Source organism: Microbulbifer mixtoriginis (SeqCode) (assembly GCF_052466765.1).
This window is the reverse complement of record NZ_CP174289.1, coordinates 4702328-4724193: the sequence shown is the minus strand read 5'-3', so window position 1 is coordinate 4724193 and position 21866 is coordinate 4702328. Positions and strand designations below refer to the sequence as shown.

The window sequence follows — 21866 nt, the reverse complement described above, 5'->3', positions numbered from 1 at the left end:
GTAACAAACGGAAATCGCTACTTGAGCGATTTCCTCGATGGCCTAATTATCTTTGATTTATGCTGGTTTGTATGTGCGATATATACAAGCCGGGATCTTAAGGGAGATATCCACTCCAGTATCCCGCCAACACAGCGAATCTCTTATCTCTTGGGGCACTCTGTCGCGGGCAAAGTTGTTCAGTATTTCTAGTTTGCTGGAGTCTCCACCCAGCTCGGCACCCAGGCTTGCTCGAGTGCTGTAAGTGAATTCAGCCTGAAATATTTCCTCACACCCTCTGAACCCAGCACTTTTAAACAGCCAGGATATCTGGTCCTGCCTGGGGAAGTAGCGGTTGAATGCTTGAGATTCGCAACCAGCCAACATGCTGGTTTTTCGTACGATATCTGTAAACACATCCTGTATCACACCGGAGGCCGGCAGCAATTGCCAAATAATAAAACGCCCCCCTCGCTTCAGGACCCGAAAGACATTCCTCATTACCAACGGTTGGTCCAACTGGGGCACTTCGTGCAGCCCCATTTTGAGTACCACCGCATCAAAAGATTCCTTTTCATAAGGCAATGCCCTGGCATCACCCACAGTAACATCGACAACCCTTTCACGCACTTTTGAGTTGATACGCTTGAGCTGGGAGTGGTGGGTATCGCACATACTGAGGGCGAGCCCCATTGACTTTTTATCACCATACTCCAACAGCAACTGGCTGACCGCGCCACTGCCGCTCATTAAATCCAGTACTTTATTCCCCTCTCTGAGATCCAGCGCTTCGAGTAGCTTTGCTTTCGACTCGGGTGAAGCCACGAAGGCATCTAAAGCATCATGGGAAAGGACATTGTACCCATCCGCCACAATATCGCATCTGACCTGCAGCTTCAGGGATGCGAACAACTCCACTAAATCTGGAGGGCCATGCAAACTGGCAATATGGCTACCATCAGGCCCTAAATCGACAGAAAGCCTCAAGGAGAAAGTGTCATCCAGGATTTCCGACACAAATACCTGTGCTTCATTACTGAGACTGAAGGTAAATGTGGGGTGGCCAATCAAATTGCTGCCCAGATTCAACGGTACTATTTTTCTGCCCTGCCTCATGGCTTCGCCCTTTGGCCGTTGTTATGCATCCCAAATTTGGCTAACTACCAAAAGGATGAAAACACCTCCTCCGAGCCCTCTTGTGACCAAATACAAATACTTTATAAGTCGTACCGAGCGGACTTCACATCGAATAAATCGCAATTTATTCAATAAAAACAGTGAATTATTCTCAATTATTGATGTCGTTTCTGGATAGTGAGAGCCGGGTCGACTCGCTGCAGCGATCTAAATAGCACTTTCCAATGGCATAAATTGAGGCAAACTATTTCGTCGAATTGTCACTTTCGCCTATTATATCGGCCAATCTAATAGCTTTGGCTGATCAAAATATGGCCGGCTAGGTGGACTCCCAGTTCTCTGGGTAAACTTTGCACACAGACAGGTTTAAAGAGAGTTTCATGAGCAACAACCATCATCGACTGATTATTCTCGGTTCTGGCCCTGCAGGCTACACAGCAGCCATCTACGCAGCCCGCGCAAACTTGAATCCCGTTGTTATTACCGGTATGCAACAGGGTGGGCAGTTGACCACCACTACAGAAGTTGAAAACTGGCCCGGTGGCATCCCCGAGCTGCAGGGCCCCGACCTGATGGTGCAAATGCAACAACACGCCGAGCGCTTCGACACCCAGATTATTTTTGATCACATCGAGTCTGTAGATCTGAACAATCGCCCATTCACTTTGAAGGGCAATGAAACCTATACCTGCGACGCCCTAGTCATCGCCACTGGTGCCTCAGCTCAATACCTGGGCCTACCGTCTGAAGAAGCCTTCCAGGGTCGTGGTGTCAGTGCCTGTGCGACCTGTGACGGTTTCTTCTATCGCGATCAAAAAGTAGCCGTTGTGGGCGGTGGTAATACCGCAGTAGAAGAGGCCCTATACCTGTCCAATATCGCCAGTGAAGTTACCCTGATCCACCGCCGTGACGAGCTTCGCGCCGAGAAAATCCTTCAGGATCGCCTGATGGAGAAGGTGGAAAACGGCAATATCAAACTTTGCTTTCACCACACCCTCGACGAGGTTCTTGGTGATGACAACGGAGTAACCGGCCTGCGCGTTCGTAGCACCCAGGACGACTCCACCAAGGAATTGGAGACCGCCGGTGTATTTATCGCGATTGGCCACAAGCCCAATACTGACATCTTTAAAGATCAGCTTGAAATGAATAACGGCTATATCATCGTGCAAAGCGGCCTGGAGGGTAACGCCACTCAGACATCTGTGCCCGGCGTGTTTGCAGCTGGCGATGTGTCTGATCACATCTACCGCCAGGCGGTCACCTCCGCTGGAACCGGCTGTATGGCAGCCCTGGACGCCGAGCGTTTCCTCGACGCCTAACAACTGCTTCTCACCCGGGTAGCCTCAAAGCTACCCGGGCCTCCTCAGACCCAGGACAGGAAACAGTTTGTGGCAAGGAATACCCAAAGCCGCCTAATGTGGCTCGACCACAATCATATAGATTTCCCTTCTACCCAGACTGCTCTAGACGATCCCAATGGACTCCTCGCAGCTGGTGGAGATCTCTCCCCGGAATGGTTGTTGGCCGCCTATCGTCGAGGTATCTTCCCATGGTTTTCCGAAGACCAGCCTATCCTCTGGTGGAGCCCCTCACCGCGCTGTGTAGTAATACCCAGCGACTTCCATATTGGCCGCAGTCTGCGTAAAACCCTGCGCAGAGGTATATTCTCAGTCACATTTGACCAAGCCTTCGAACAAGTAATCGAGGGTTGCCGCCTCCCCAGGAGTTCTGAAGATGGCACTTGGATTACCGATGAGATGGCCGAGGCCTATATCGACATGCACCATCTGGGCCATGCCCACTCCGTTGAGGTATGGCGTGAGGGTCGGTTAGTCGGTGGACTTTACGGTCTTTCAATCGGCCGTATTTTTTTTGGGGAATCCATGTTTCACAGGGAGACAGATGCTTCCAAAGTCGCTTTTGTCCACCTCGTTCGCCAATTAGAATTGTGGGGCTGCCCACTGATCGACTGCCAGGTAAGCAACCCCCACCTGAGTAGTCTTGGGGCCGTTGAAATGTGTCGTAGGGACTTCGAACACCTGCTGGAGGACGGCCTTATACAACCCGCCTTTCCGCAGCCTTGGAAACTTTCGTGGACTTATGGGTAAATATTCTCAGCTCGACTCGGTCCGACTTTTGGCAACCCTGCCCCACCCATGTGGCTATCTGCCAGATAGGGAGGCTACAACGGTATTTGTGGACCCGCAGACAGAGGTAGACCAACGCCTTTACAATCGCCTCTCAGAGCTGGGCTTTCGCCGCAGCGGGGCCTATCTCTACCGACCTCAATGCGCAACATGCAGGGCCTGTGTGCCCGCCCGTGTACCAGTGGGCCTTTTTGTACCGGATCGCAACCAGCGCCGCTGCTGGAAACGCAATAAGGACCTGGATATCTTTCATATCGAATCCATCGACACCGATGAGCATTACGAGCTGTACGCACGTTACATTGAGCAGCGTCATGCCGATGGGGAAATGTACCCTCCGAGCCGCGAGCAGTATCGCAGCTTCTTAAGCCCGGCCTGGGGAGCTACTCGCTATATTGAGCTGCGTGCGCGTGGGCGCCTAGTCGCAGTGGCGGTCACCGACCTGCTTACTGCGGGCCTGTCGGCCATCTATACTTTCTTCGACCCGGATGAGGACAAGCGCAGCCTGGGCAGTTACTGCATTCTCTACCAAATTGAATGGGCCAGAAGATTAGGGCTTCCCAATCTGTATTTGGGCTACTGGATAGAGAAATGCCATAAGATGGCCTACAAAAGCCAGTTCCAACCCATTGAAATGCTCACAGAGAACCGCTGGAGCCTGAAATCTCTATAATTCCTACGCACGCGCCCTTTGCTCTATTCTGCCTTTTCGTGCAAAATGCTCGCCCGTCAAGCCGCGGCTAGGCAAGATTGCCTCCGGGGTAAAGGTCTGATCAAGTTATTTGAAGGTTGCTGCCGCATGGCAAAAGACGATTATATTGAAATGGAAGGCGAGGTGATCGACACCCTGCCAAATACCACTTTCCGCGTAAAGCTGGAAAACGGACACGTGGTCATTGCGCACATCTCTGGAAAGATGCGTAAAAACTACATTCGCATCCTCACCGGCGATAAGGTCAAAGTGGAACTCACCCCCTACGACCTGAGCAAAGGTCGCATCACCTACCGCGCCCGCTAATTCGCTCGCCAGGCAAAGAGCTTAAGGTGATTTGCCCTGGACACAAAAAAGCCACCTTGCGGTGGCTTTTTTGATGTATTTTTTTGTAGAGCTAGGCAGGAACCGCCGTTTTTATGGAGAGTTCATCATTCTCTATGACGACCACCACGCGGCCCCCCTCCTCTGCCAACTCACCAAACAAGACTGACTCAGCCAATGGCTTACGCAGCTTGTCTCTTATCAAACGCGACATCGGGCGAGCCCCCATTTTTTCATCGTAACCGCGAATAGCCAGCCACTCGCGAGCCTCATCATCTACGATCAGAGTCACACGAGAGTCATCCAGCTGCGCTTGCAACTCGACAATAAACTTATCCACTACTGTTTTAACCACATCCAGTGGCAGAGAGCCAAACTGGATAATACTGTCGAGGCGGTTGCGGAACTCTGGGGTAAACATCTTTTTGATTTCCTCCATACCATCGGAGGAGTGATCCTGGCTGGAGAAGCCGATAGACCGACGACTCATCAGCTCTGCGCCCGCATTAGTGGTCATAATTAATATGACATTGCGGAAGTCCGCCTTGCGGCCGTTATTATCTGTCAGAGTTCCGTGATCCATCACCTGGAGAAGCAGGTTGAAGACTTCTGGGTGAGCTTTCTCAATCTCATCAAGCAGTACCACACTATGTGGATGCTTAGTCACAGAATCAGTCAACAAGCCGCCCTGATCAAAACCCACATATCCCGGTGGCGCACCGATCAAACGGGAAACCGTATGTCGCTCCATATACTCAGACATATCGAAGCGGATTAGCTCAATCCCCATCACTTTGGCCAACTGCCGACAGAGCTCAGTCTTACCAACGCCTGTGGGGCCTGAGAACAGGAAGGATCCTATGGGCTTCTCCTCAGCACCCAGCCCAGCACGGCTGAGCTTGATCGCTGTACTGAGCGCCTCAATTGCACGATCCTGGCCAAATACCACCATCTTGAGGTTGTCATCAAGCTTGGACAACTGCTCTTTATCAGAAGCGGAGACACTCTTGGCCGGGATACGGGCCATCTTGGCAATTACCGACTCGATTTCACTGATACCAATCACCTCAGTGCGCTCTTCAACCGGCAACAGCGATTGGAAAGCTCCGGCCTCATCAATTACATCTATCGCCTTGTCAGGCAGGAAGCGCTCGGTGATATGGCGACTGGAAAGCTGAGCCGCGGCATCTAGGGCGGCGTCAGTGAAACGAACTTTATGATGGTCTTCGAAACAACTCCGAAGCCCCTGTAATATTTGCACGGTCTCCTCTACCGATGGCTCACTGACATCGATCTTTTGAAAACGACGGGAAAGCGCACGATCTTTCTCGAAAATGCCGCGATATTCGGTAAAGGTGGTGGAGCCAATGCAGCGGAGCTGACCGCTGGACAGCAGCGGTTTCAACAGGTTGGAGGCGTCCATAACGCCGCCGGATGCTGCGCCGGCTCCAATAATGGTGTGAATTTCATCAATAAACAGGACTGCATGCTCGCGCTTCTTCAGCTCTGCCAGCAGCGCTTTAAAACGTTTCTCAAAATCCCCACGGTACTTGGTACCAGCGAGCAGAGAACCGAGGTCGAGGGAGTAAATAGTGCTCTCTTTTAGTGGCTCAGGGATATCCTCATCCACTATTCGTCGGGCCAACCCCTCCGCGATTGCAGTTTTACCAACTCCGGATTCTCCAACCAACAAGGGGTTGTTTTTGCGACGCCGCGCAAGAACCTGGGTGACTCTCTCTACTTCGGGGCCTCGCCCTACCAAGGGATCAATTCGCCCCAAGATAGCCTCTTGGTTCAGGTTGGTCGCGTAACTCTCCAGGGGGTCAGAACCTCCAGGCTCAGAGCCTGTACTGATCTCCTCTTCCACCTGCTCTTGGGTGGTATCTGAACCGTGGTGGTGATTGTGATTGTTGCCGCTGGAACCGACCCTGGAAATTCCGTGGGTGATGTAATTGACTACATCGATACGCGCAACACTCTGCTGCTTCAGATAATAAACGGCTTGGCTTTCCTGCTCACAGAAAATAGCCACGAGTACATTAGCACCGGTAACCTCTTTTTTCCCCGATGACTGAACATGGAAAACAGCCCTCTGCAACACCCTCTGGAAACCCAATGTGGGCTGAGTTTCGCGATCGGTGTCCGCCTCTGGGATTAACGGCGTGGTAGAGTCCACAAACTCCAATAGTTCGCGGCGCAGTGCGCTCAGGTCGGCCCCGCAGGCATGCAACACGTCAGCAGCCGACTCATTATCCAGAAGCGCCAGTAACAGGTGCTCCACAGTCATGAATTCGTGCCGCTTCGCTCGTGCACCCTTGAACGCCAGATTGAGCGTTACCTCTAAGTCCTTGCTGAGCATTTAAACCTCAAACCCTAATCGCCAATGTTCCCCGCCGACTCCGCTGGTAGGCGTGCACCCTTTGCCGGCGTCTAACTCCTGGCTGATTCCCTTCAGGTGACGGGACCCTTGTGCTAAAGCAGCTGTAATTTCAATCAATCGTCTTTACTCTCGTCCGCCTCAATCTCACACAATAGTGGATGCTCATTCTCCTGGGCGAACTGATTAACCTGAGCGGCCTTTGTCTCCGCTATATCCCGAGTATAGACACCGCACACTGCTTTTCCCCGCGTGTGTACTTGCAACATCAACTGTGTGGCGCGCTCACGGTTAACCCCAAAAAACAACTCCAGAGTCTCTACGACAAAGTCCATGGGGGTGTAGTCATCGTTCAACATGATGACCTTGTACATAGGCGGGCGCTTGAGCCGTGGCGGCGCCTCCTCCAATGCGAGCCCACCCTCGGAACCCTCACCGTCGAAATAGTCTTCTCCAGAATCACTGGAGCCTAGTTTAATGACCTGCAAAATACTCATAACAATTATCAATGTGTTCTATCGAGCCTTGACAGTGCAGCATGCTCAACCATCAATGACCTGCCATTGTAACCTTATTTGACCAACGACACAGGAAGATCACAGCCTCAAGCGCGGTTTCTTGACATTCCTATAGCAGTTGACTACAAGAGGTAGTGCCTGCTCATTCACAGCCGTTAGTCGCAGATAGGATCGCAGCCGATTAATCCGCAGGTCAAATAAATATAAAAACTCTGTAAGGTGGCCGACTGGCCACTCAGGCAATTAGAGGGAGTTCGATATGCCTACTGGTACCGTGAAGTGGTTCAACAACGCTAAGGGATATGGGTTTATTCTTGCAGATGAAGGAGGGGAGGATCTGTTTGCGCACTATTCCGCTATTCAGATGGAAGGCTACCGAACCCTAAAGGCCGGCCAACAGGTCACCTTTGATATCGTCAGAGGCGACAAAGGCTATCACGCCGCCAATATTTCCACCGCAGTGGCGGCAGAGACCGCACCTAGCCCCCAAAGCCCCAAAGTGGCCGCTATTGCAGATCCCAACCACTCTGAAACAGAGCGGGAAAAAGAGGCAGAGATGCTCGACTAACCCTACAAGTCCGCACAAGCAGCCCCCACCAACAAAAAAGCCCTTTGCTGCAAAGCAAAGGGCTTTTTATAGCTAGGGCCAGGTTGATTAAAAAACCTAGCCCCAAATCAGCCAATTAGGCCATGTGCTTGATCACTTCGTCACCAAACGCAGAACAGGACTTCAGCTCAGCACCGTCCATCAGACGCTCGAAATCGTAGGTTACGGTTTTGGCTTCGATAGCACCTTCCATACCCTTGATTACCAGGTCAGCAGCTTCGTTCCAGCCCAGGTGACGCAGCATCATCTCAGCGGAAAGAATCAGGGAGCCCGGGTTAACCTTGTCCTGGCCAGCGTACTTAGGCGCAGTACCGTGGGTCGCTTCAAACAGGGCAACGTCGTCAGACAGGTTAGCACCCGGAGCAATGCCGATGCCACCAACCTGTGCAGCCAGCGCGTCAGACAGGTAGTCACCGTTTAGGTTCAGGGTAGCAATTACGTCGTACTCAGCCGGACGCAGCAGGATCTGCTGTAGCATAGCGTCAGCAATTACGTCCTTAACAACGATTTCCTTGCCAGTCTTCGGGTTCTTGAAGCTGTGCCAGGGGCCGCCGTCCAGCGGCTGAGCGCCAAACTCGTCGCGAGCCAGCTCGTAACCCCAATCGGCGAAGGCACCTTCGGTGAACTTCATGATGTTGCCTTTGTGTACCAGGGTTACGGAATCGCGATCCTGGTCCACAGCGTACTGAATAGCCTTGCGCACGAGACGCTTGGTACCCTCTGCAGAAACCGGCTTAACACCGATACCACAGTTCTCAGGGAAACGGATTTTCTTAACACCCATCTCGTCCTGCAGGAACTTGATAACTTTCTTGGCTTCGTCGGTATCAGCTTTCCACTCGATACCAGCGTAGATATCTTCAGAGTTTTCACGGAAGATAACCATGTCTACCTTGTTCGGCTCTTTAACCGGAGAAGGTACACCGCTGAACCAGCGAACTGGACGCTGACATACATACAGGTCCAGCTCCTGACGCAGGGCAACGTTCAGGGAACGGAAACCGCCGCCCACAGGTGTGGTCAGAGGGCCTTTGATGCTGACAACGTAATCTTTGATCGCTTCCAGAGTTTCAGCTGGGAACCAGTCGCCAGCGTAAGTCTCTGCGGCTTTCTCACCGCAGTAGATTTCCATCCACTCGATTTTCTTGTCGCCGCTGAAAGCTTTCTCTACCGCAGCGTCGATTACCTTGCGCATTACCGGAGTGATGTCCACACCGATGCCGTCACCCTCGATGAACGGAATTACCGGGCGATTCGGAACATTCAGCGAACCGTCGGAATTGACTGTAACTTTTTCGCCGTCTGCCGGCACTTGGATGTGACCCATATTGCGTAAACTCCCAAAATTCTATGACTTTTTAGGTCCAGCGTTGCTTGCACCGCTCCCCCGGGACCATTGGGCGGGGATAAAAATCGGCGGGATTATAGCAGCATCGGCTAATTTTTGTAGTTGGATTACAATACTCAATTTTTCTTATGCCCAAGATTATTCTCCTAAACAAACCTTTTGGCGTGTTAAGCCAATTCACGGACCCCCAGGGTCGCGCCACGCTGGCAGACTATATCCCGCACAAGGGCTTCTATGCCGCGGGTCGGCTCGACTATGACTCAGAGGGACTTCTACTACTCACAGATGATGGAGCGCTACAACATCAAATCAGCCACCCGAAGAGAAAGATGGCGAAGACTTACTGGGCTCAGGTAGAGGGGGACATTTCAGATGACGCCCTGATGTTTCTGCGCAAAGGCGTAGATTTGAAGGATGGACGCACAGCGCCCGCTAAGGCCCGCAGACTCTCCGAAGTCGACCTGTGGCCGCGCAATCCCCCAATCCGAGAGCGCAAGTCCATTCCCACCAGCTGGGTAGAACTTATCATTCACGAGGGTAAAAACCGTCAGGTGCGACGTATGACCGCAGCGGTTGGCTTCCCTACCCTGCGCTTGGTTCGAATGGCTATCGGTAATTGGCATCTCGACACTCTGCAGCCGGGGCAGCACCGCTCGGAGGAGGTTTTCTCTGCGCCTAAGCCAAGGCCCAAAGGTAAGTCGAAGCCACCTCAGAAGCGCAATCGTCCTCGCCGGAGACAATAAGCAATAACCCAAGATGAAAGCGGCCTTGGTCAGAAGCCCGATTCACAGGTAAAATTCGCCCCCTTTCCATCCCAGTGAAGTAGTGACTGTCCTTCTTATGCCTGATTCCACGCACAACAAACAGCCCAAACGCGTCATCGTCGGTATGTCCGGCGGTGTGGATTCCTCTGTAGCCGCACTTCTGCTCATGGAGCAGGGCTACCAGGTGGAGGGCTTGTTTATGAAGAATTGGGACGAAGATGACGGCACTGAGTACTGCACCGCGAAAACAGACTTGGCCGATGCCCAGGCGGTATGTGAAAAACTGGGCATCAAGCTGCATACCGCCAATTTTGCTGCCGAGTATTGGGACCATGTCTTCGAATACTTCCTGGCAGAATACAAGGCCGGACGCACGCCTAACCCGGACATTCTGTGCAATCGGGAGATCAAGTTTAAAGTTTTCCTGGAATATGCCGAAGTTCTGGGAGCTGATGCCATTGCCACCGGACATTACACCCGCCGACGCGATATAGAAGGTCGCACCTATTTGCTCAAGGGCTTGGATGGCAACAAGGATCAAAGCTACTTCCTCCACGCTGTCGGCGAGGGTGAGTTCGCTCGCTCTCTATTTCCACTGGGCGAGTTGGAAAAACCTGAGGTACGGCGTATCGCTGAGGAAAACGGCTTTATCACCCACAATAAAAAAGACAGTACGGGGATCTGCTTTATTGGCGAACGCCGCTTCAAGGACTTTCTGGAGCAGTATCTGCCCGCCCAGCCGGGCGACATGGAAACTCCAGAAGGTGAAATTATGGGGCGCCACGCCGGCCTGATGTACCACACCATAGGACAGAGGCAGGGTCTTGGTATCGGAGGGGTAAAAGGCGCGGGCGAAGAACCCTGGTACGTAGTCGGAAAGAACCTAGAGCGCAACGTATTGATTGTTGCCCAGGGGGCACATCACCCCCTGCTTTACGCCACGGGTCTGGTGGCAGCCCAAACACATTGGATCAATGGCGCCGCACCGGGTGAGTCTTTCCGCTGTCAAGCGAAGACCCGCTACCGACAGCCAGACCAGGACTGCACAATACGGGTGCAAAAGGGTGGTAACCTGACTGTGGAATTTGACGAGCCACAGCGGGCAATTACCCCAGGACAATCCCTGGTCCTGTACGATGGCGAAATATGCCTCGGCGGCGCAGTTATCGAACAGGCTACAGGTATCGGCACTGCCGTACCGGAAAAATACAAGAAACACTAAGGAGTAACCTTGAATAACTGGCGGGATCAGGCTCTGGCATTGGCCGGAATATTTCAATCCGCAACTTTAGTGGAGCGCTTGGCCAAAACAGGCACCGCTCCCCAGGCCCAGCTGGAAACCGGGGTATACAGCCTTTTCCAGCTCAACCCAGATCGCACCGAAGATGTGTTCGCCGGCGCAGAGAAGCTGCTGCCCGGCTTGCAGGTCTCACGGCAGTTACTGCAATCGCGGCAACACCCTGAATACACAGACTGCCTGCGCTATGCACTGTCTGTGCTTTATCTGCAGAGGCAATTGAGTAAGAAAGGAGAGTTGCTCTCCATCATTGGCAGCCGCCTCGAAAAAGCCAAGACTCAGGCGGAACACTTCGCCCCCACCCACGAGAATGTATTTTCCAATCTCGCCAGTATTTATAGCGATACCCTCGGCACTTTCCGCTTTCGTATCCAGGTGCTGGGAGATTTTAATTTCCTGCAGCAACAGCGCGTCGCCAACCAAATCCGCTCAATGCTGTTTGCCGGTATCCGTTCAGCCACGCTGTGGCGACAATTGGGCGGAAGGCGCCTGCATCTGCTATTTCAACGCAAAAAACTATTGCGTGCGACCGACGAGCTAATCGCACAGATCGAATCTATAAAAAACTAATCCGGAGATTTACTATGACAGTTGAGCTTTCCGCACTCACAGCGGTATCCCCTATTGATGGTCGCTACGAGAGCAAGACTGCCCCCCTACGCGAAATTTTTAGTGAATACGGCCTGATTCGCGCCCGTGTTGAAGTGGAAGTGCGCTGGCTTCAGAAACTCTCCGCGCACTCAGAAATCACTGAGGTAGAACAGTTCAATGAAGCTGCTAACCAGCTACTCGATAGCATTGTGGCCAACTTTTCCTTGGAAGATGCCGGGCGCATCAAAGAAATTGAGCGCACCACCAACCACGACGTGAAAGCGGTTGAATACTTCCTCAAAGAAAAAATCAGCGGCAATGCCCAGCTGGAAAAAGTAAGCGAGTTCGTGCACTTCGCTTGCACATCTGAAGACATCAACAACCTGTCCCACGCTCTGATGCTACGCGCTGGTCGCGACAACGTTATGTTGCCCGCAATGAATAGCCTGGTAGAAAAGATCGCCCAGCTAGCCCAGGATTTCGCCGACGTGCCCATGCTGTCTCGCACCCACGGCCAAACCGCCAGCCCTACGACCGTGGGCAAGGAACTCGCCAACGTGGTTGCACGCCTTCGCCGCCAGGTAGCCCAGGTAGGGGCTGTCCCCTTGCTGGGTAAAATCAACGGTGCTGTAGGCAACTACAATGCCCACCTGTCTGCCTACCCAAATATCGACTGGGAAAAGAATGCGGAAGAATTTATTTCCTCGCTCGGCCTGACCTGGAACCCCTACACCACCCAGATCGAACCACACGACTATATTGCCGAACTGTTCGATGCTATTGCGCGCTTTAACACCATCCTGATCGACTTTGACCGCGACATCTGGGGCTATATTTCCCTCGGTTACTTCAAACAGAAAGTCGTTGCCGGAGAAGTGGGCTCCTCCACTATGCCGCACAAGGTCAATCCTATCGATTTCGAAAACTCCGAAGGAAACCTGGGCCTGGCCAACGCTGTATTCCAGCACCTGGCCGCGAAGTTACCAGTCTCCCGCTGGCAGCGCGATCTGACCGATTCCACCGTACTGCGCAACATGGGTGTGGGTGCCGGTTACTCTGCCATCGCTTATGCCGCCACCATGAAGGGGCTGGGCAAGCTGGAAATCAACCGTGAACGCCTGGCAGAAGACCTGGACAGCTCCTGGGAAGTGCTGGCAGAGCCGATCCAGACTGTGATGCGCCGCTACAACATCGAAGAGCCTTACGAGAAACTGAAGGCCCTTACTCGCGGCCAGGGCATCACCCGCGAAACCTTGAAAGTGTTTATCGAGAATCTGGAAATTCCTGCGGAAGCCAAAAGCGCACTGCTGGAAATGACTCCTGCATCCTACATCGGTAACGCCGTCGAGCAAGCTCGCAAAATCTAAGTGAGCACCGCTTCCGGCCACACCGCAGTGGCCGGAAATTTATTCAAATTTCTTTACTGCCGCTCTACTCTGCAGAGCTTTAACCTCGGGCTGAGTTACACCTATTAGTGGCAGACTAGAGAAGATTTCCCCAGCCCAACAAACAGTGAGAGTTACCGTGGCAAGCCCCCTTACCCATCTCGGCGATATGCCAATTGAAGTTTTTATGCGCGATTATTGGCAGCAAAAACCCTTGCTGATCCGCAATGCTTTCCCCAACTTCGAATCGCCCATATCAGGAGAAGAGCTTGCCGGAATGGCTCTGGAGGAGACGATTGAATCTCGCTTGGTGCTTGAAAATGGCCAGAGCGGTCCCTGGGAGCTACGCAACGGCCCTTTCACTGAGGAAGACTTTCTATCCCTACCCCGCACGCACTGGACCCTGCTTGTACAAGCCGTAGATCAATGGCTTTCCGAAGTGGCTGAATTAAAAGAGTATTTTCGCTTTATCCCAGACTGGCGCCTGGATGATGTGATGATTAGTTACGCGGCGGATCAGGGGAGTGTCGGACCACACTATGACCACTACGATGTCTTTCTGCTCCAGGCCGAGGGCAAACGCCTGTGGCAGCAGGGAGCGAAAGTGGATGAGACCAATCCCCGCCTGGAAGGCACGCCCCTCAATATCCTGAAAGAATTTAATGCTGAGAACAGCTGGGTACTGGAGCCTGGCGACATGCTTTACCTCCCGCCACAATACAGTCACTGGGGTATCGCCGAGGGCGGCTGCACCACGATCTCCATTGGCTTCCGAGCACCTTCTGCCTCAGCCATATTGGAAGATCTCGCTGCCGAAGTGGCAATGGGACTGAAGGATAGCCTGCGTTATACCGATGCCGGCATGGAACCGACAAAATCCCCAGCGGAAGTTGATCCCGAGTCCGTAGCTCGCTTACAACAACAACTGGCCGAGTGGCTTAGGCAACCAGAAAAGGTCACTCAGTGGTTTGGCGCAGTGATGACGGAAGCAAAATACCCTGATACCGTCGCACTAGACGCGGATGAGGCCGCTGACTGGCGTGAGCAAATGCCAAAGGGGATGCTATTGGTGCTAAACCCCGCATCTCGAGTCGCCTTTTCCAGGGCGCCGGCCACGTTATTTGTCGACGGTGAAGCCCTGACCGCACCACTCACCTTTGCTCAACAATTTGCCGAGTCCCACGAAATTTCCTGGAGCGACATTGAAACCTTTCCAGAAATTGCCAACCCTGATGGTTTAATTGACCAATTGGTAGCCCAAGGCACACTGATTTATCCCCCTGAGGATTTCTGATATGGCCGCACTGGTGCGCCCCGCTGACTGGCAAAAAGAACAAGAAAGCATTCGCACTATCCGCGAAGCTGTGTTCGTCCAGGAACAGAAAGTTCCTGCCGACTTGGAGTGGGATAACCAGGAAGAATCTTCACAACACTTCCTAGTTTTTAATGGTGATGTTGCCGTTGGAACCGGGCGGCTCAGCAAAAGTGGTAAAGTTGGGCGGATGGCGATCATGCCATCCGCCCGAGGCAAAGGTCTGGGGGCCCAGTTACTCAAGGCGATTTGTGACTTTGCCAAACAACAGGGCTTTCGCAGTGTATATCTACATGCACAACAGCATGCTGAAGGCTTCTACATTCGGAGTGGCTTTATCCCAGAGGGAGAGACCTTTTACGAGGCCAATATCCCTCATATCAAAATGATTCGTCAGTTGCACTAAGCCGTAATGAAGGCGCTAGTATGTTTACGCATACCGACGCCTTCATTTCCGTCTGCTCGTTAAAAATGAAATGTCCGCCACTAATTTTCTGGTCTCGCTAGACAACTCCCTCTCCTCTTTCTGACTAACATATTTGTCGAAGTAGCTAGCGATAAAATAAAAACAAATGATAACGGCTTTGTAAGTGTATTCTTTTGGTGCTCTGAACTGGATTCCGCATCGCAACTTGAAGTAACCGCAGGAGTACCGGCTACTCATTACTCGGGTCAAAACTCTCGCCCTGCTAGAAACTACCCAGACTAATATCAGAATGCCAGGAAACCCTATAAGTGAGTGCTCAGATCATATGCCTAAGACACTGCTGCTTAAGAACTCTGAAGTCCTGGTAACCATGGACTCAGAAAGGCGTGAGATTTCCAATGGCGGTATTTTTGCCGAAGAAGGCATTATCACGGCTGTAGGCCCCACAGATAAACTACCCATGAGCGCTGACACAATTATTGACGCTAGCGGGCAGATAGTCCTACCAGGACTGGTGAACACTCATCACCATCTAAACCAGACACTCACCCGCAACCTGCCAGAGACCCAGAACAAAAATTTATTCGCTTGGCTTCAGCTTCACTACCCTATCTGGAGCCGGATAAATCCAGAGGCCTCCCGCACAAGTGCTTTGATTGGTTTGGCTGAGCTTATTCTCTCTGGTTGCACTACGGTTTTTGACCATTCTTATTTATTTAAAAGTGGCAACAAAGTGGACTTTCATATTGAAGCAGCAAAGGACTTAGGGGTGAGGTTCCATGCAAGCCGCGGCTCCATGTCTTTGGGCAGATCAAAAGGGGGCTTACCCCCTGATGAAAGTGTCGAAGATGAAGATTTTATTCTCCAAGACAGTATCCGGGTCATTGATCGCTATCACGATGCAAGCTATGGAGCTCTGACTCGAATTGTTCTGGCCCCCTGCTCTCCATTTACTGTTTCGGAAAATCTGCTCAAAGAAACTGCCCTGCTGGCCCGTGATAAAGGCGTTATGCTACACACGCATATTTGCGAAACATTTGATGAAGAGCGCCACACTTTAGAACGATTTGGCAAGCGCCCTCTGGAGTGGATGGGAGAAAGCGAGTGGTTGGGGCCCGATGTTTGGTTTGCTCACGCAATACACATCGATACACAAGAAATAAATACTTTTGCTCGTACCGGGTGTGGCATCGCTCACTGTCCAAGCTCTAATATGCGCCTTGCATCAGGGATAGCCCCCGTTAAAGACTATATTGCAGCTGGGATTAAAGTGGGACTTGGTGTGGATGGGTCAGCCAGCAATGACGCCTCCAATATGCTCTTGGAAACCCGCCAGGCAATGTTGCTCTCAAGGTTGCGCATGGGCCTTCGCCCACCGGAGGGGCCACATCGCTACGCCCAACTTCCTCAGTCCCACCCTCTACGCTCGCCGGAATGGATGACAGCCAGGGAAGCTTTAGAGCTTGCCACTATCGGTGGTGCCAGCGTTCTTAATCGCACTGATATCGGAGCATTGGAAGTTGGGCGTTGTGCTGATTTCTTTTCTCTAGAACTCAACACTATTCAATATGCCGGGGCGCTTTCAGATCCAGTTGCCGCGATAGTCTTCTGCGCCCCCCAATCAGCAAAAACTGTAGTAATTCACGGTCGACAAGTTGTGAGCAATGGAGAGATTACTTCAATAGATATGGAACCCGTTATTCGAGATCACAATCAATGGAGCCAGAGGTTACTGGCTAATGGCTAATGGCTAATGGCTAATGGCTAATGGCTAATGGCTAATGGCTAATGGCTAATGGGCACAGAATAGTAGTAAGTGTGGAAGGATAGAAAAGGTATCTACCTAGGGCGTTGCTGTACGGTTTTTTTCAACCAGCGCTGCACTCTCAGTTTTGTTTGCCCTTCTCTAGCCCAATACCGAAATAGGACTCCATACAGACAGCAAGCCAAAAATTTAAAATGAGTCAAAGGAGTATCTGTTACCACTTGCAAGCAAGTTTAGAATTTGCAGGAATTCTACACAGCAATGGGCGGCTCTGATTTTTTATATTTATCTCTAAGACTGTATTCTTACACACTTCGATTTTTAGAATATACAAATTCAATTAGATTTTTTGGTAAAAATATATGGGAAGGGGCTATCAACAATACAATGATCTTGTTCTGAATAATCACTGGACGTCTCATCATTGGGTTTTTCGACCACTTTCGTCATGCCTACATATTACCAACAAGGACTTATAGCTTAATCGCAGGAGCTGGGCTCAGCGACTCCGCCCTGGCCCTTTCAATCATTCAAGTCCATATATCAAAATCAGCGCACAAGTTGGCCACAGAAATGGTACTTACTTCAGGGCTTATATTAGGTCGTATTTTGCAAATAGTCCTTGGGCCTAAGCTAGAACTTCTTCAATATTTTTATTTAACAGAAATAAAAACCAAATATCTTAATCCCTTGCCCACGAGCAGTGAAAATTCCTAAGTTACCAATCAGCCTTCCAGTTGATAGATCTAGTTATCTGTCTCGGCCTCATTAGCAGATTTTTCTTTTAAAGATAACGCAAAATAGCCTCAGTCCTTTCAATTAAAGAACATCGAGGCTATTCCTCTGGGGCTACGCCACTTTCCCTAAAGTTGTATCAAAATTTATTTGTTGGATATTAGATACTGCCGCAAGGACTAAAGCGCTTTAATAGACGCCCTATTCGCTCCCCCAAATATAAAGCCGTAAGTCGATCAAGCTCATGCACAGCCCCTTCACTATTAACAACGGCCACAAGACCGGACTGACAACCACTTCTATTTCGCCCCTGTACATCCAGATTTGGTAAAATGTCATTAGGCACCCACAACATCCCCATCTGCGCGGCAAATATTTGCAAAGTAGTTAGAGTATTAAGCTGATCCCCACTGAAATTACTGCCGATAGTAAAACCTGCAGATAGCTTATCAACCCAGCCGCGACTACTGTAACGTTCACTGGCCGCATCCATAAAAGCCTTAAACTGGGCTGAAACCGACCCCATAAAAGTTGGCGAGCCCAGCACAATTCCATCACACTGATCCAGACGATGCATCAAGTCAGGATTCTCATAGCGCCCGTGCTGAATATGCTTGGCTTCAACAGCAAATGTAACTCCTTCACATCCAGGGATACTATTAATTCCATCCGCAGTGGCTTCTGCCAATGTCCTTGTACTGCCGCAAACGGAGTGATAAACAACTCCTGCTTTAATCATGATGCGACCCGATCAGTGTTCACAGCAGCATGCTCTGCAACCTTTTGAGATGAGCCGTTCTCAAAGAGACCAGCTAACCTCTCAAAGGAAGATATATCCTCGGGCACCTCGATCCCAAAAATACTTAATAGCGTTTTGCGTAACTCTTCAACATTCGCCAGCATGATGACTGTCTTTGCTCCAGTTATCGGCTGATAACTCAATTGGCGATCCAGTAAAGCATGACGCCCTTCGGGGAAAGCACGAGTAGCAATCAAGTGCTCTACAAAACGGGACTCAGGGTGAGTACTACAAAACCAATTGGCGATTTTATAGTCGCCCGCTGTTCGTGGCCGTAAATCAAAGCTGTACATTGAATGCCAGGCATCATGGACCTTCACTTCTAATAGATAGTCCTCACCTGATTGAGTTAGGCGATAAGTACCGTGGGGCGTACTCTGAGGACCTGAAACATCTAAGCGCAGAGGTGCAGTCAGTGTATTGCTGCCAAAGCCCGCATCCACCAAATACGGTACCTGCCCTACTTTTACAAGTAAGATCATATGAGACTGAGCCGGCTGATGGCCCGGTGGTGTTTGCCAAAGAACCCGAGCGGCAAGTCCTGTAACTGCAAAGCCTATCTGCTGTAACCCAGCCCGTAATAAAGCATTTTGCTCAAAGCAATAACCACCACGCTTTTGGTTCACAAGCTTTTGTTCAATAGCGGCCATCTCAATATTCACGGGACTCCCAAGAAAGGACGTTACATTCTCAAATGGCAGAGTACGAATATGTTGCGTAAGAATATCCCTTAAGGTTTTCAAATCCAGGGCTGGCTTATTGCGGTAACCAATACGTGCTAAGTATTTTGATAAATTGATGTTATGGGTGCTTGGTGTCATTTGACTTCAATCCTCATGGCCAATCAACAATTGCAGCAGTCTAATACCTGAACCTTGGTTTAGGTCAATATCGATTGCTAATTCTCTTTACTCTTTTTGCGCCAAATGTCTCTAAGCGGCTGATGGTACGCTGATCATCCTAAAGATACGGATTAATGGATTGGTGCGGGCCAGACAAGTGCAAAGAGAGATTATTCCAAGATCTTATCCCAATAGTGAGTCCTGCGAAGCATATCCTCTATTGTCTCTTCGGGTAATAACTCCAATGGCGTCAGCCCATCTTGAATCTGCCAGCCGCCCCCAAGAGAAAGATAAACCTGAACTAGATTCGCTGCTACTGCACCTTGGGCAATCACCAAGAGATCCTGCTGGGTAAAATTTGAAACCATCGTGGTGATAACAGTGTTGAACTGTATCGCTCCGTCGACATATTGCGTCATGGAGAGATTGACGGCCTCTTCAGAAGCCATAGCTGCGATATTATAAAAGTACTGCTGTTCCTGGGATTTGAGATATGCAACTATGGCATTCTCAACATCAACCTGCGCCTGTAAGACCACTTGCTGGTAGTCTGATACCAGCTGCTGGAAGGTCGCATCCTGCAAGCGCACATTGTTGCGCAACCGGCCATAATTAAACACATTCCAATCAAACTCAACGAATAAATCCCAAGCATCACTTCTGCCATTTAACTGCCCCCCCCTGATATCAATTGCTCCTATTAGCCCACCGATTGAAAAGTTTGGGTATAGCTCCGCTCGAGCAACACCAATCAGCTCCCCCTGTGCTGCGAGAAGCCGCTCAGCCTGGCGAATATCAGGACGCTGACGCAAAAGATCCTGCGGCATGCCTATCGTTATAATTGAGGGCACATGGGGCACCGTTGGAGGTACAGAAAGGAGGTCATTAAGGCTATGAGGGGGCATACCCAGTAGTATTGAAAGGGTATTTTTGAACTGCTGAAGCGTAGCTTCCAGCGCAGGAACAGCAGCCTGAGTGTTACTTAATAAGGTTTGGGCCTGTTCGGCATCCAACGCACTGACCTCTCCTGCATGAAATTTTACTTCAGCGATTCTTAGCCCTTCAGTCTGAATACGAATATTTTCCTGTGCCACCTGAATACGGCGTTTTACAGTGCGAATATTGATATATGTTTGCGCTACCTGTGCAATGATTGAGACAAGCAGCCCATCATATTCAGCCATACTGGCCTCAAAGTCAGCTGCGGCGGAATTAACCAATCGCCTCAACTGCCCCCACATATCCAACTCCCAGGTTAAATTGAAATTAAGGTAGTACTCACTCTGATAGTTTCCGGTTATACCGGAGCGAACATATTTGGAGCGATCTACGAGCCCCTCAATTTGCTGTATCTGTGGATATTGATTCCCTATTGCAATAGCGAGGAGCTGCTGCGCTTGCAGTGCTCTTAATGCGGCTGATCGCAATTCCAGGTTATTTTCTATTGCCTGCTCTACCAAATCATCCAGAACAGGATCGGCGAAGGCAGACTGCCACCAGTAAGGATTCACTGTTTCAAGGATATCTACCCGTTTACTGTTTTGATAAATCCAGGTGTCTTCAACTGTAACAGGGGGCGGTACATAATCTGGGCCCAGCATGCAACCATTACCAACAAATACAGAAAAAGCACCAAGAGCTAAGGACTTGCGTAGATATTCAAACCTAAACAGGCTAAGGATTTTGCGCCGTATCATCTTGGTCGGCGCTCGCAGTATTGCTCAATATGAGCACTGAACTGGTAAAACCAACACGAAGCTCGACAGACTCAGGCCTTTCTGACAAATGAACTCTCACCGGAATTCTCTGAGCGAGGCGAATCCACTCAAAAGTTGGATCAACTCGTGGTAAAAGGTCGTTACCCGCAGTTCCATCAGTTTGTGCAATACCCCAGCCAATGCTTTCAACATACCCTTTGAGTGGCCTATGTGGGTATGCCATTAATGTCACTATTGCCTTATCCCCTGGAGCAATTCTGCGTATAAAGGTTTCACGAAAATAACCTTCTACTCGATAAGTACTAATATCCACTATTGATAGTGCGGGCTGATTTGCTACAGCTTGATCACCGAAGCGAAAATCCAGATTGGTAACATATCCGGATACAGGCGCCGTCACCGTTGTATATTCCAGATTAAGTTCAGCCTGACGTACTAAAGCCAGAGCTGCGCGCACACCAGGATTATCTGCCCCAAGTGCACCGAGTTGCGCACGGACCTGTGCTAATTCAGCCTGAGATTGCTCTAAAGCAGCTAAGGATTTAACGAGTGTTGCCTCTGCACCAGCCCGATACTCCACTGACGACTCAAACTCAGCTTGTGCGGCCTGAAGAGATCTCACTGAAGTGGCGCGCTGAGGAAGTAGTTCTTGCTGACGCCTATACTCCGCTCTAGCCTTGGTGATCTCTGCATCTAGTGCATTGATGTTGCTTTGCGCCAAATCTATAGCCGCGGAGGACTCCCTTATCCTAGCCTCATAAGCCAGAATATTCTCCCTCTGAGCATTATAAATATCGACTGCCTCCTCGTATTGAGCCTTGGCTTCCGCCAAAGCGGCTTCATAGGTTCTTGGGTCTATTTGAAATAGAAGTTCACCCGCATTGACAAATTGGTTATCTCTAATAGGCAGCGAAACCACTTGACCTGAAACTCTAGGAGTAACCTGGATAATATCCGCCTGCACTTTCCCATCTCTAGTCCAGGGGTTGTTGAGATACTTCCAAAACTGAAGAACCAATACAAAAATTGCCAGGAATACCATACTCGCCGTAAGTATGTACTTTCTAAACTTCTCCACC

At 50.6% G+C, this 21866-nt stretch carries 20 protein-coding genes; 12 read left to right on the top strand and 8 right to left on the bottom strand.

Translation table 11 applies throughout. From position 1 onward, the window contains the following. Nucleotides 1–57: 57 nt before the first annotated feature. Complete coding sequence (locus ACJJIV_RS20620; protein ID WP_444890183.1) at nucleotides 58–1095, bottom strand: class I SAM-dependent methyltransferase; 1038 nt, start codon at nucleotides 1093–1095, stop codon at nucleotides 58–60. 401 nt (nucleotides 1096–1496) lie between these two features. On the opposite strand from ACJJIV_RS20620, the gene trxB reads away from it, so the two are divergent. From trxB to infA, 4 genes are all read left to right on the top strand, one after another. After that, entirely contained in the window at nucleotides 1497–2438 is a 942-nt protein-coding gene (gene trxB, locus ACJJIV_RS20615; RefSeq protein ID WP_444890182.1) for a thioredoxin-disulfide reductase, read from the top strand. A 69-nt stretch (nucleotides 2439–2507) separates the two neighbouring features. Continuing rightward, on the top strand, nucleotides 2508–3227 hold the full coding sequence (gene aat, locus ACJJIV_RS20610; RefSeq protein WP_444890181.1) for a leucyl/phenylalanyl-tRNA--protein transferase: 720 nt from the start codon (nucleotides 2508–2510) through the stop codon (nucleotides 3225–3227). Continuing rightward, nucleotides 3220–3939, top strand: coding sequence for an arginyltransferase (locus ACJJIV_RS20605; protein WP_252081787.1), 720 nt, complete (start codon nucleotides 3220–3222; stop codon nucleotides 3937–3939). The genes aat and ACJJIV_RS20605 overlap by 8 nt, the downstream gene beginning before the upstream one ends. A 126-nt stretch (nucleotides 3940–4065) precedes the next feature. Next, complete coding sequence (gene infA, locus ACJJIV_RS20600; RefSeq protein ID WP_010130378.1) at nucleotides 4066–4284, top strand: translation initiation factor IF-1; 219 nt, start codon at nucleotides 4066–4068, stop codon at nucleotides 4282–4284. Between the two features lie 91 nt (nucleotides 4285–4375). Here the strand turns inward: infA and clpA are convergent, their stop codons facing one another. Both clpA and clpS read right to left on the bottom strand, forming a co-directional pair. Next, complete coding sequence (gene clpA / locus ACJJIV_RS20595; protein ID WP_444886328.1) at nucleotides 4376–6661, bottom strand: ATP-dependent Clp protease ATP-binding subunit ClpA; 2286 nt, start codon at nucleotides 6659–6661, stop codon at nucleotides 4376–4378. A gap of 134 nt (nucleotides 6662–6795) precedes the next feature. Then, entirely contained in the window at nucleotides 6796–7176 is a 381-nt protein-coding gene (clpS, locus tag ACJJIV_RS20590) for an ATP-dependent Clp protease adapter ClpS (RefSeq protein WP_252081789.1), read from the bottom strand. 280 nt (nucleotides 7177–7456) lie between these two features. Between clpS and cspD the strand changes: the two genes are divergently transcribed. After that, nucleotides 7457–7765: a cold shock domain-containing protein CspD gene (gene cspD, locus ACJJIV_RS20585; RefSeq protein WP_286036961.1), complete on the top strand. Its 309-nt coding sequence runs from the start codon at nucleotides 7457–7459 to the stop codon at nucleotides 7763–7765. Between the two features lie 115 nt (nucleotides 7766–7880). Here the strand turns inward: cspD and icd are convergent, their stop codons facing one another. Next, on the bottom strand, nucleotides 7881–9131 hold the full coding sequence (gene icd / locus ACJJIV_RS20580; protein ID WP_252081790.1) for an NADP-dependent isocitrate dehydrogenase: 1251 nt from the start codon (nucleotides 9129–9131) through the stop codon (nucleotides 7881–7883). A gap of 149 nt (nucleotides 9132–9280) precedes the next feature. Between icd and ACJJIV_RS20575 the strand changes: the two genes are divergently transcribed. The 7 genes from ACJJIV_RS20575 (at nucleotide 9281) to ACJJIV_RS20545 (ending at nucleotide 16675) form a co-directional block, all read left to right on the top strand. Further along, nucleotides 9281–9895 (top strand): pseudouridine synthase, encoded by a 615-nt coding sequence (locus ACJJIV_RS20575; RefSeq protein WP_444890180.1) that lies wholly within the window; start codon nucleotides 9281–9283, stop codon nucleotides 9893–9895. Between the two features lie 97 nt (nucleotides 9896–9992). Next, entirely contained in the window at nucleotides 9993–11138 is a 1146-nt protein-coding gene (gene mnmA, locus ACJJIV_RS20570; RefSeq protein ID WP_444890179.1) for a tRNA 2-thiouridine(34) synthase MnmA, read from the top strand. 9 nt (nucleotides 11139–11147) lie between these two features. Next, entirely contained in the window at nucleotides 11148–11783 is a 636-nt protein-coding gene (gene hflD, locus ACJJIV_RS20565) for a high frequency lysogenization protein HflD (RefSeq protein WP_152453442.1), read from the top strand. Nucleotides 11784–11797: 14 nt separating this feature from the next. Continuing rightward, nucleotides 11798–13171 carry an adenylosuccinate lyase gene (gene purB, locus ACJJIV_RS20560; protein ID WP_444890178.1) on the top strand — a complete coding sequence of 458 codons (1374 nt, stop codon included), beginning with the start codon at nucleotides 11798–11800 and terminating at the stop codon, nucleotides 13169–13171. Nucleotides 13172–13328: 157 nt separating this feature from the next. Next, nucleotides 13329–14483, top strand: a complete 1155-nt coding sequence (locus ACJJIV_RS20555) for a JmjC domain-containing protein (protein ID WP_444890177.1) — start codon at nucleotides 13329–13331, stop codon at nucleotides 14481–14483. A gap of 1 nt (nucleotide 14484) precedes the next feature. After that, the gene (locus ACJJIV_RS20550) at nucleotides 14485–14907 is read left to right on the top strand and encodes a GNAT family N-acetyltransferase (protein WP_444890176.1); all 423 of its coding nucleotides are present in this window, start codon (nucleotides 14485–14487) and stop codon (nucleotides 14905–14907) included. 346 nt (nucleotides 14908–15253) lie between these two features. After that, nucleotides 15254–16675: an 8-oxoguanine deaminase gene (locus ACJJIV_RS20545; protein WP_444890175.1), complete on the top strand. Its 1422-nt coding sequence runs from the start codon at nucleotides 15254–15256 to the stop codon at nucleotides 16673–16675. Between the two features lie 913 nt (nucleotides 16676–17588). Here ACJJIV_RS20545 and ACJJIV_RS20540 read toward each other — a convergent pair. The 4 genes from ACJJIV_RS20540 to ACJJIV_RS20525 form a co-directional block, all read right to left on the bottom strand. Beyond that, a complete protein-coding gene (locus ACJJIV_RS20540) occupies nucleotides 17589–18167 on the bottom strand; it encodes a flavodoxin family protein (RefSeq protein WP_444884714.1) in 579 nt (192 codons plus the stop codon). Beyond that, complete coding sequence (locus ACJJIV_RS20535; protein ID WP_444890174.1) at nucleotides 18164–19048, bottom strand: arylamine N-acetyltransferase family protein; 885 nt, start codon at nucleotides 19046–19048, stop codon at nucleotides 18164–18166. Before ACJJIV_RS20535 ends, ACJJIV_RS20540 begins: the two co-directional genes overlap by 4 nt. Before the next feature lie 191 nt (nucleotides 19049–19239). Then, on the bottom strand, nucleotides 19240–20766 hold the full coding sequence (locus ACJJIV_RS20530) for an efflux transporter outer membrane subunit (RefSeq protein ID WP_444884712.1): 1527 nt from the start codon (nucleotides 20764–20766) through the stop codon (nucleotides 19240–19242). Next, nucleotides 20744–21865, bottom strand: coding sequence for an HlyD family secretion protein (locus tag ACJJIV_RS20525; protein ID WP_444890173.1), 1122 nt, complete (start codon nucleotides 21863–21865; stop codon nucleotides 20744–20746). Before ACJJIV_RS20525 ends, ACJJIV_RS20530 begins: the two co-directional genes overlap by 23 nt. Between the last annotated feature and the right edge of the window lies 1 nt (nucleotide 21866).

Excerpts from the sequence above, each read along its gene's own strand:
- ACJJIV_RS20545 (WP_444890175.1), top strand. The coding sequence starts at position 15,254 with ATGCCTAAGACACTGCTGCTTAAGAACTCTGAAGTCCTGGTAACCATG.
- ACJJIV_RS20535 (WP_444890174.1), bottom strand. The coding sequence starts at position 19,048 with ATGACACCAAGCACCCATAACATCAATTTATCAAAATACTTAGCACGT.
- trxB (WP_444890182.1), top strand. The coding sequence starts at position 1,497 with ATGAGCAACAACCATCATCGACTGATTATTCTCGGTTCTGGCCCTGCA.
- icd (WP_252081790.1), bottom strand. The coding sequence starts at position 9,131 with ATGGGTCACATCCAAGTGCCGGCAGACGGCGAAAAAGTTACAGTCAAT.
- infA (WP_010130378.1), top strand. The coding sequence starts at position 4,066 with ATGGCAAAAGACGATTATATTGAAATGGAAGGCGAGGTGATCGACACC.
- ACJJIV_RS20540 (WP_444884714.1), bottom strand. The coding sequence starts at position 18,167 with ATGATTAAAGCAGGAGTTGTTTATCACTCCGTTTGCGGCAGTACAAGG.
- clpS (WP_252081789.1), bottom strand. The coding sequence starts at position 7,176 with ATGAGTATTTTGCAGGTCATTAAACTAGGCTCCAGTGATTCTGGAGAA.
- ACJJIV_RS20550 (WP_444890176.1), top strand. The coding sequence starts at position 14,485 with ATGGCCGCACTGGTGCGCCCCGCTGACTGGCAAAAAGAACAAGAAAGC.
- ACJJIV_RS20575 (WP_444890180.1), top strand. The coding sequence starts at position 9,281 with ATGCCCAAGATTATTCTCCTAAACAAACCTTTTGGCGTGTTAAGCCAA.
- ACJJIV_RS20605 (WP_252081787.1), top strand. The coding sequence starts at position 3,220 with ATGGGTAAATATTCTCAGCTCGACTCGGTCCGACTTTTGGCAACCCTG.
- ACJJIV_RS20530 (WP_444884712.1), bottom strand. The coding sequence starts at position 20,766 with ATGATACGGCGCAAAATCCTTAGCCTGTTTAGGTTTGAATATCTACGC.
- cspD (WP_286036961.1), top strand. The coding sequence starts at position 7,457 with ATGCCTACTGGTACCGTGAAGTGGTTCAACAACGCTAAGGGATATGGG.
- purB (WP_444890178.1), top strand. The coding sequence starts at position 11,798 with ATGACAGTTGAGCTTTCCGCACTCACAGCGGTATCCCCTATTGATGGT.
- clpA (WP_444886328.1), bottom strand. The coding sequence starts at position 6,661 with ATGCTCAGCAAGGACTTAGAGGTAACGCTCAATCTGGCGTTCAAGGGT.
- ACJJIV_RS20620 (WP_444890183.1), bottom strand. The coding sequence starts at position 1,095 with ATGAGGCAGGGCAGAAAAATAGTACCGTTGAATCTGGGCAGCAATTTG.
- mnmA (WP_444890179.1), top strand. The coding sequence starts at position 9,993 with ATGCCTGATTCCACGCACAACAAACAGCCCAAACGCGTCATCGTCGGT.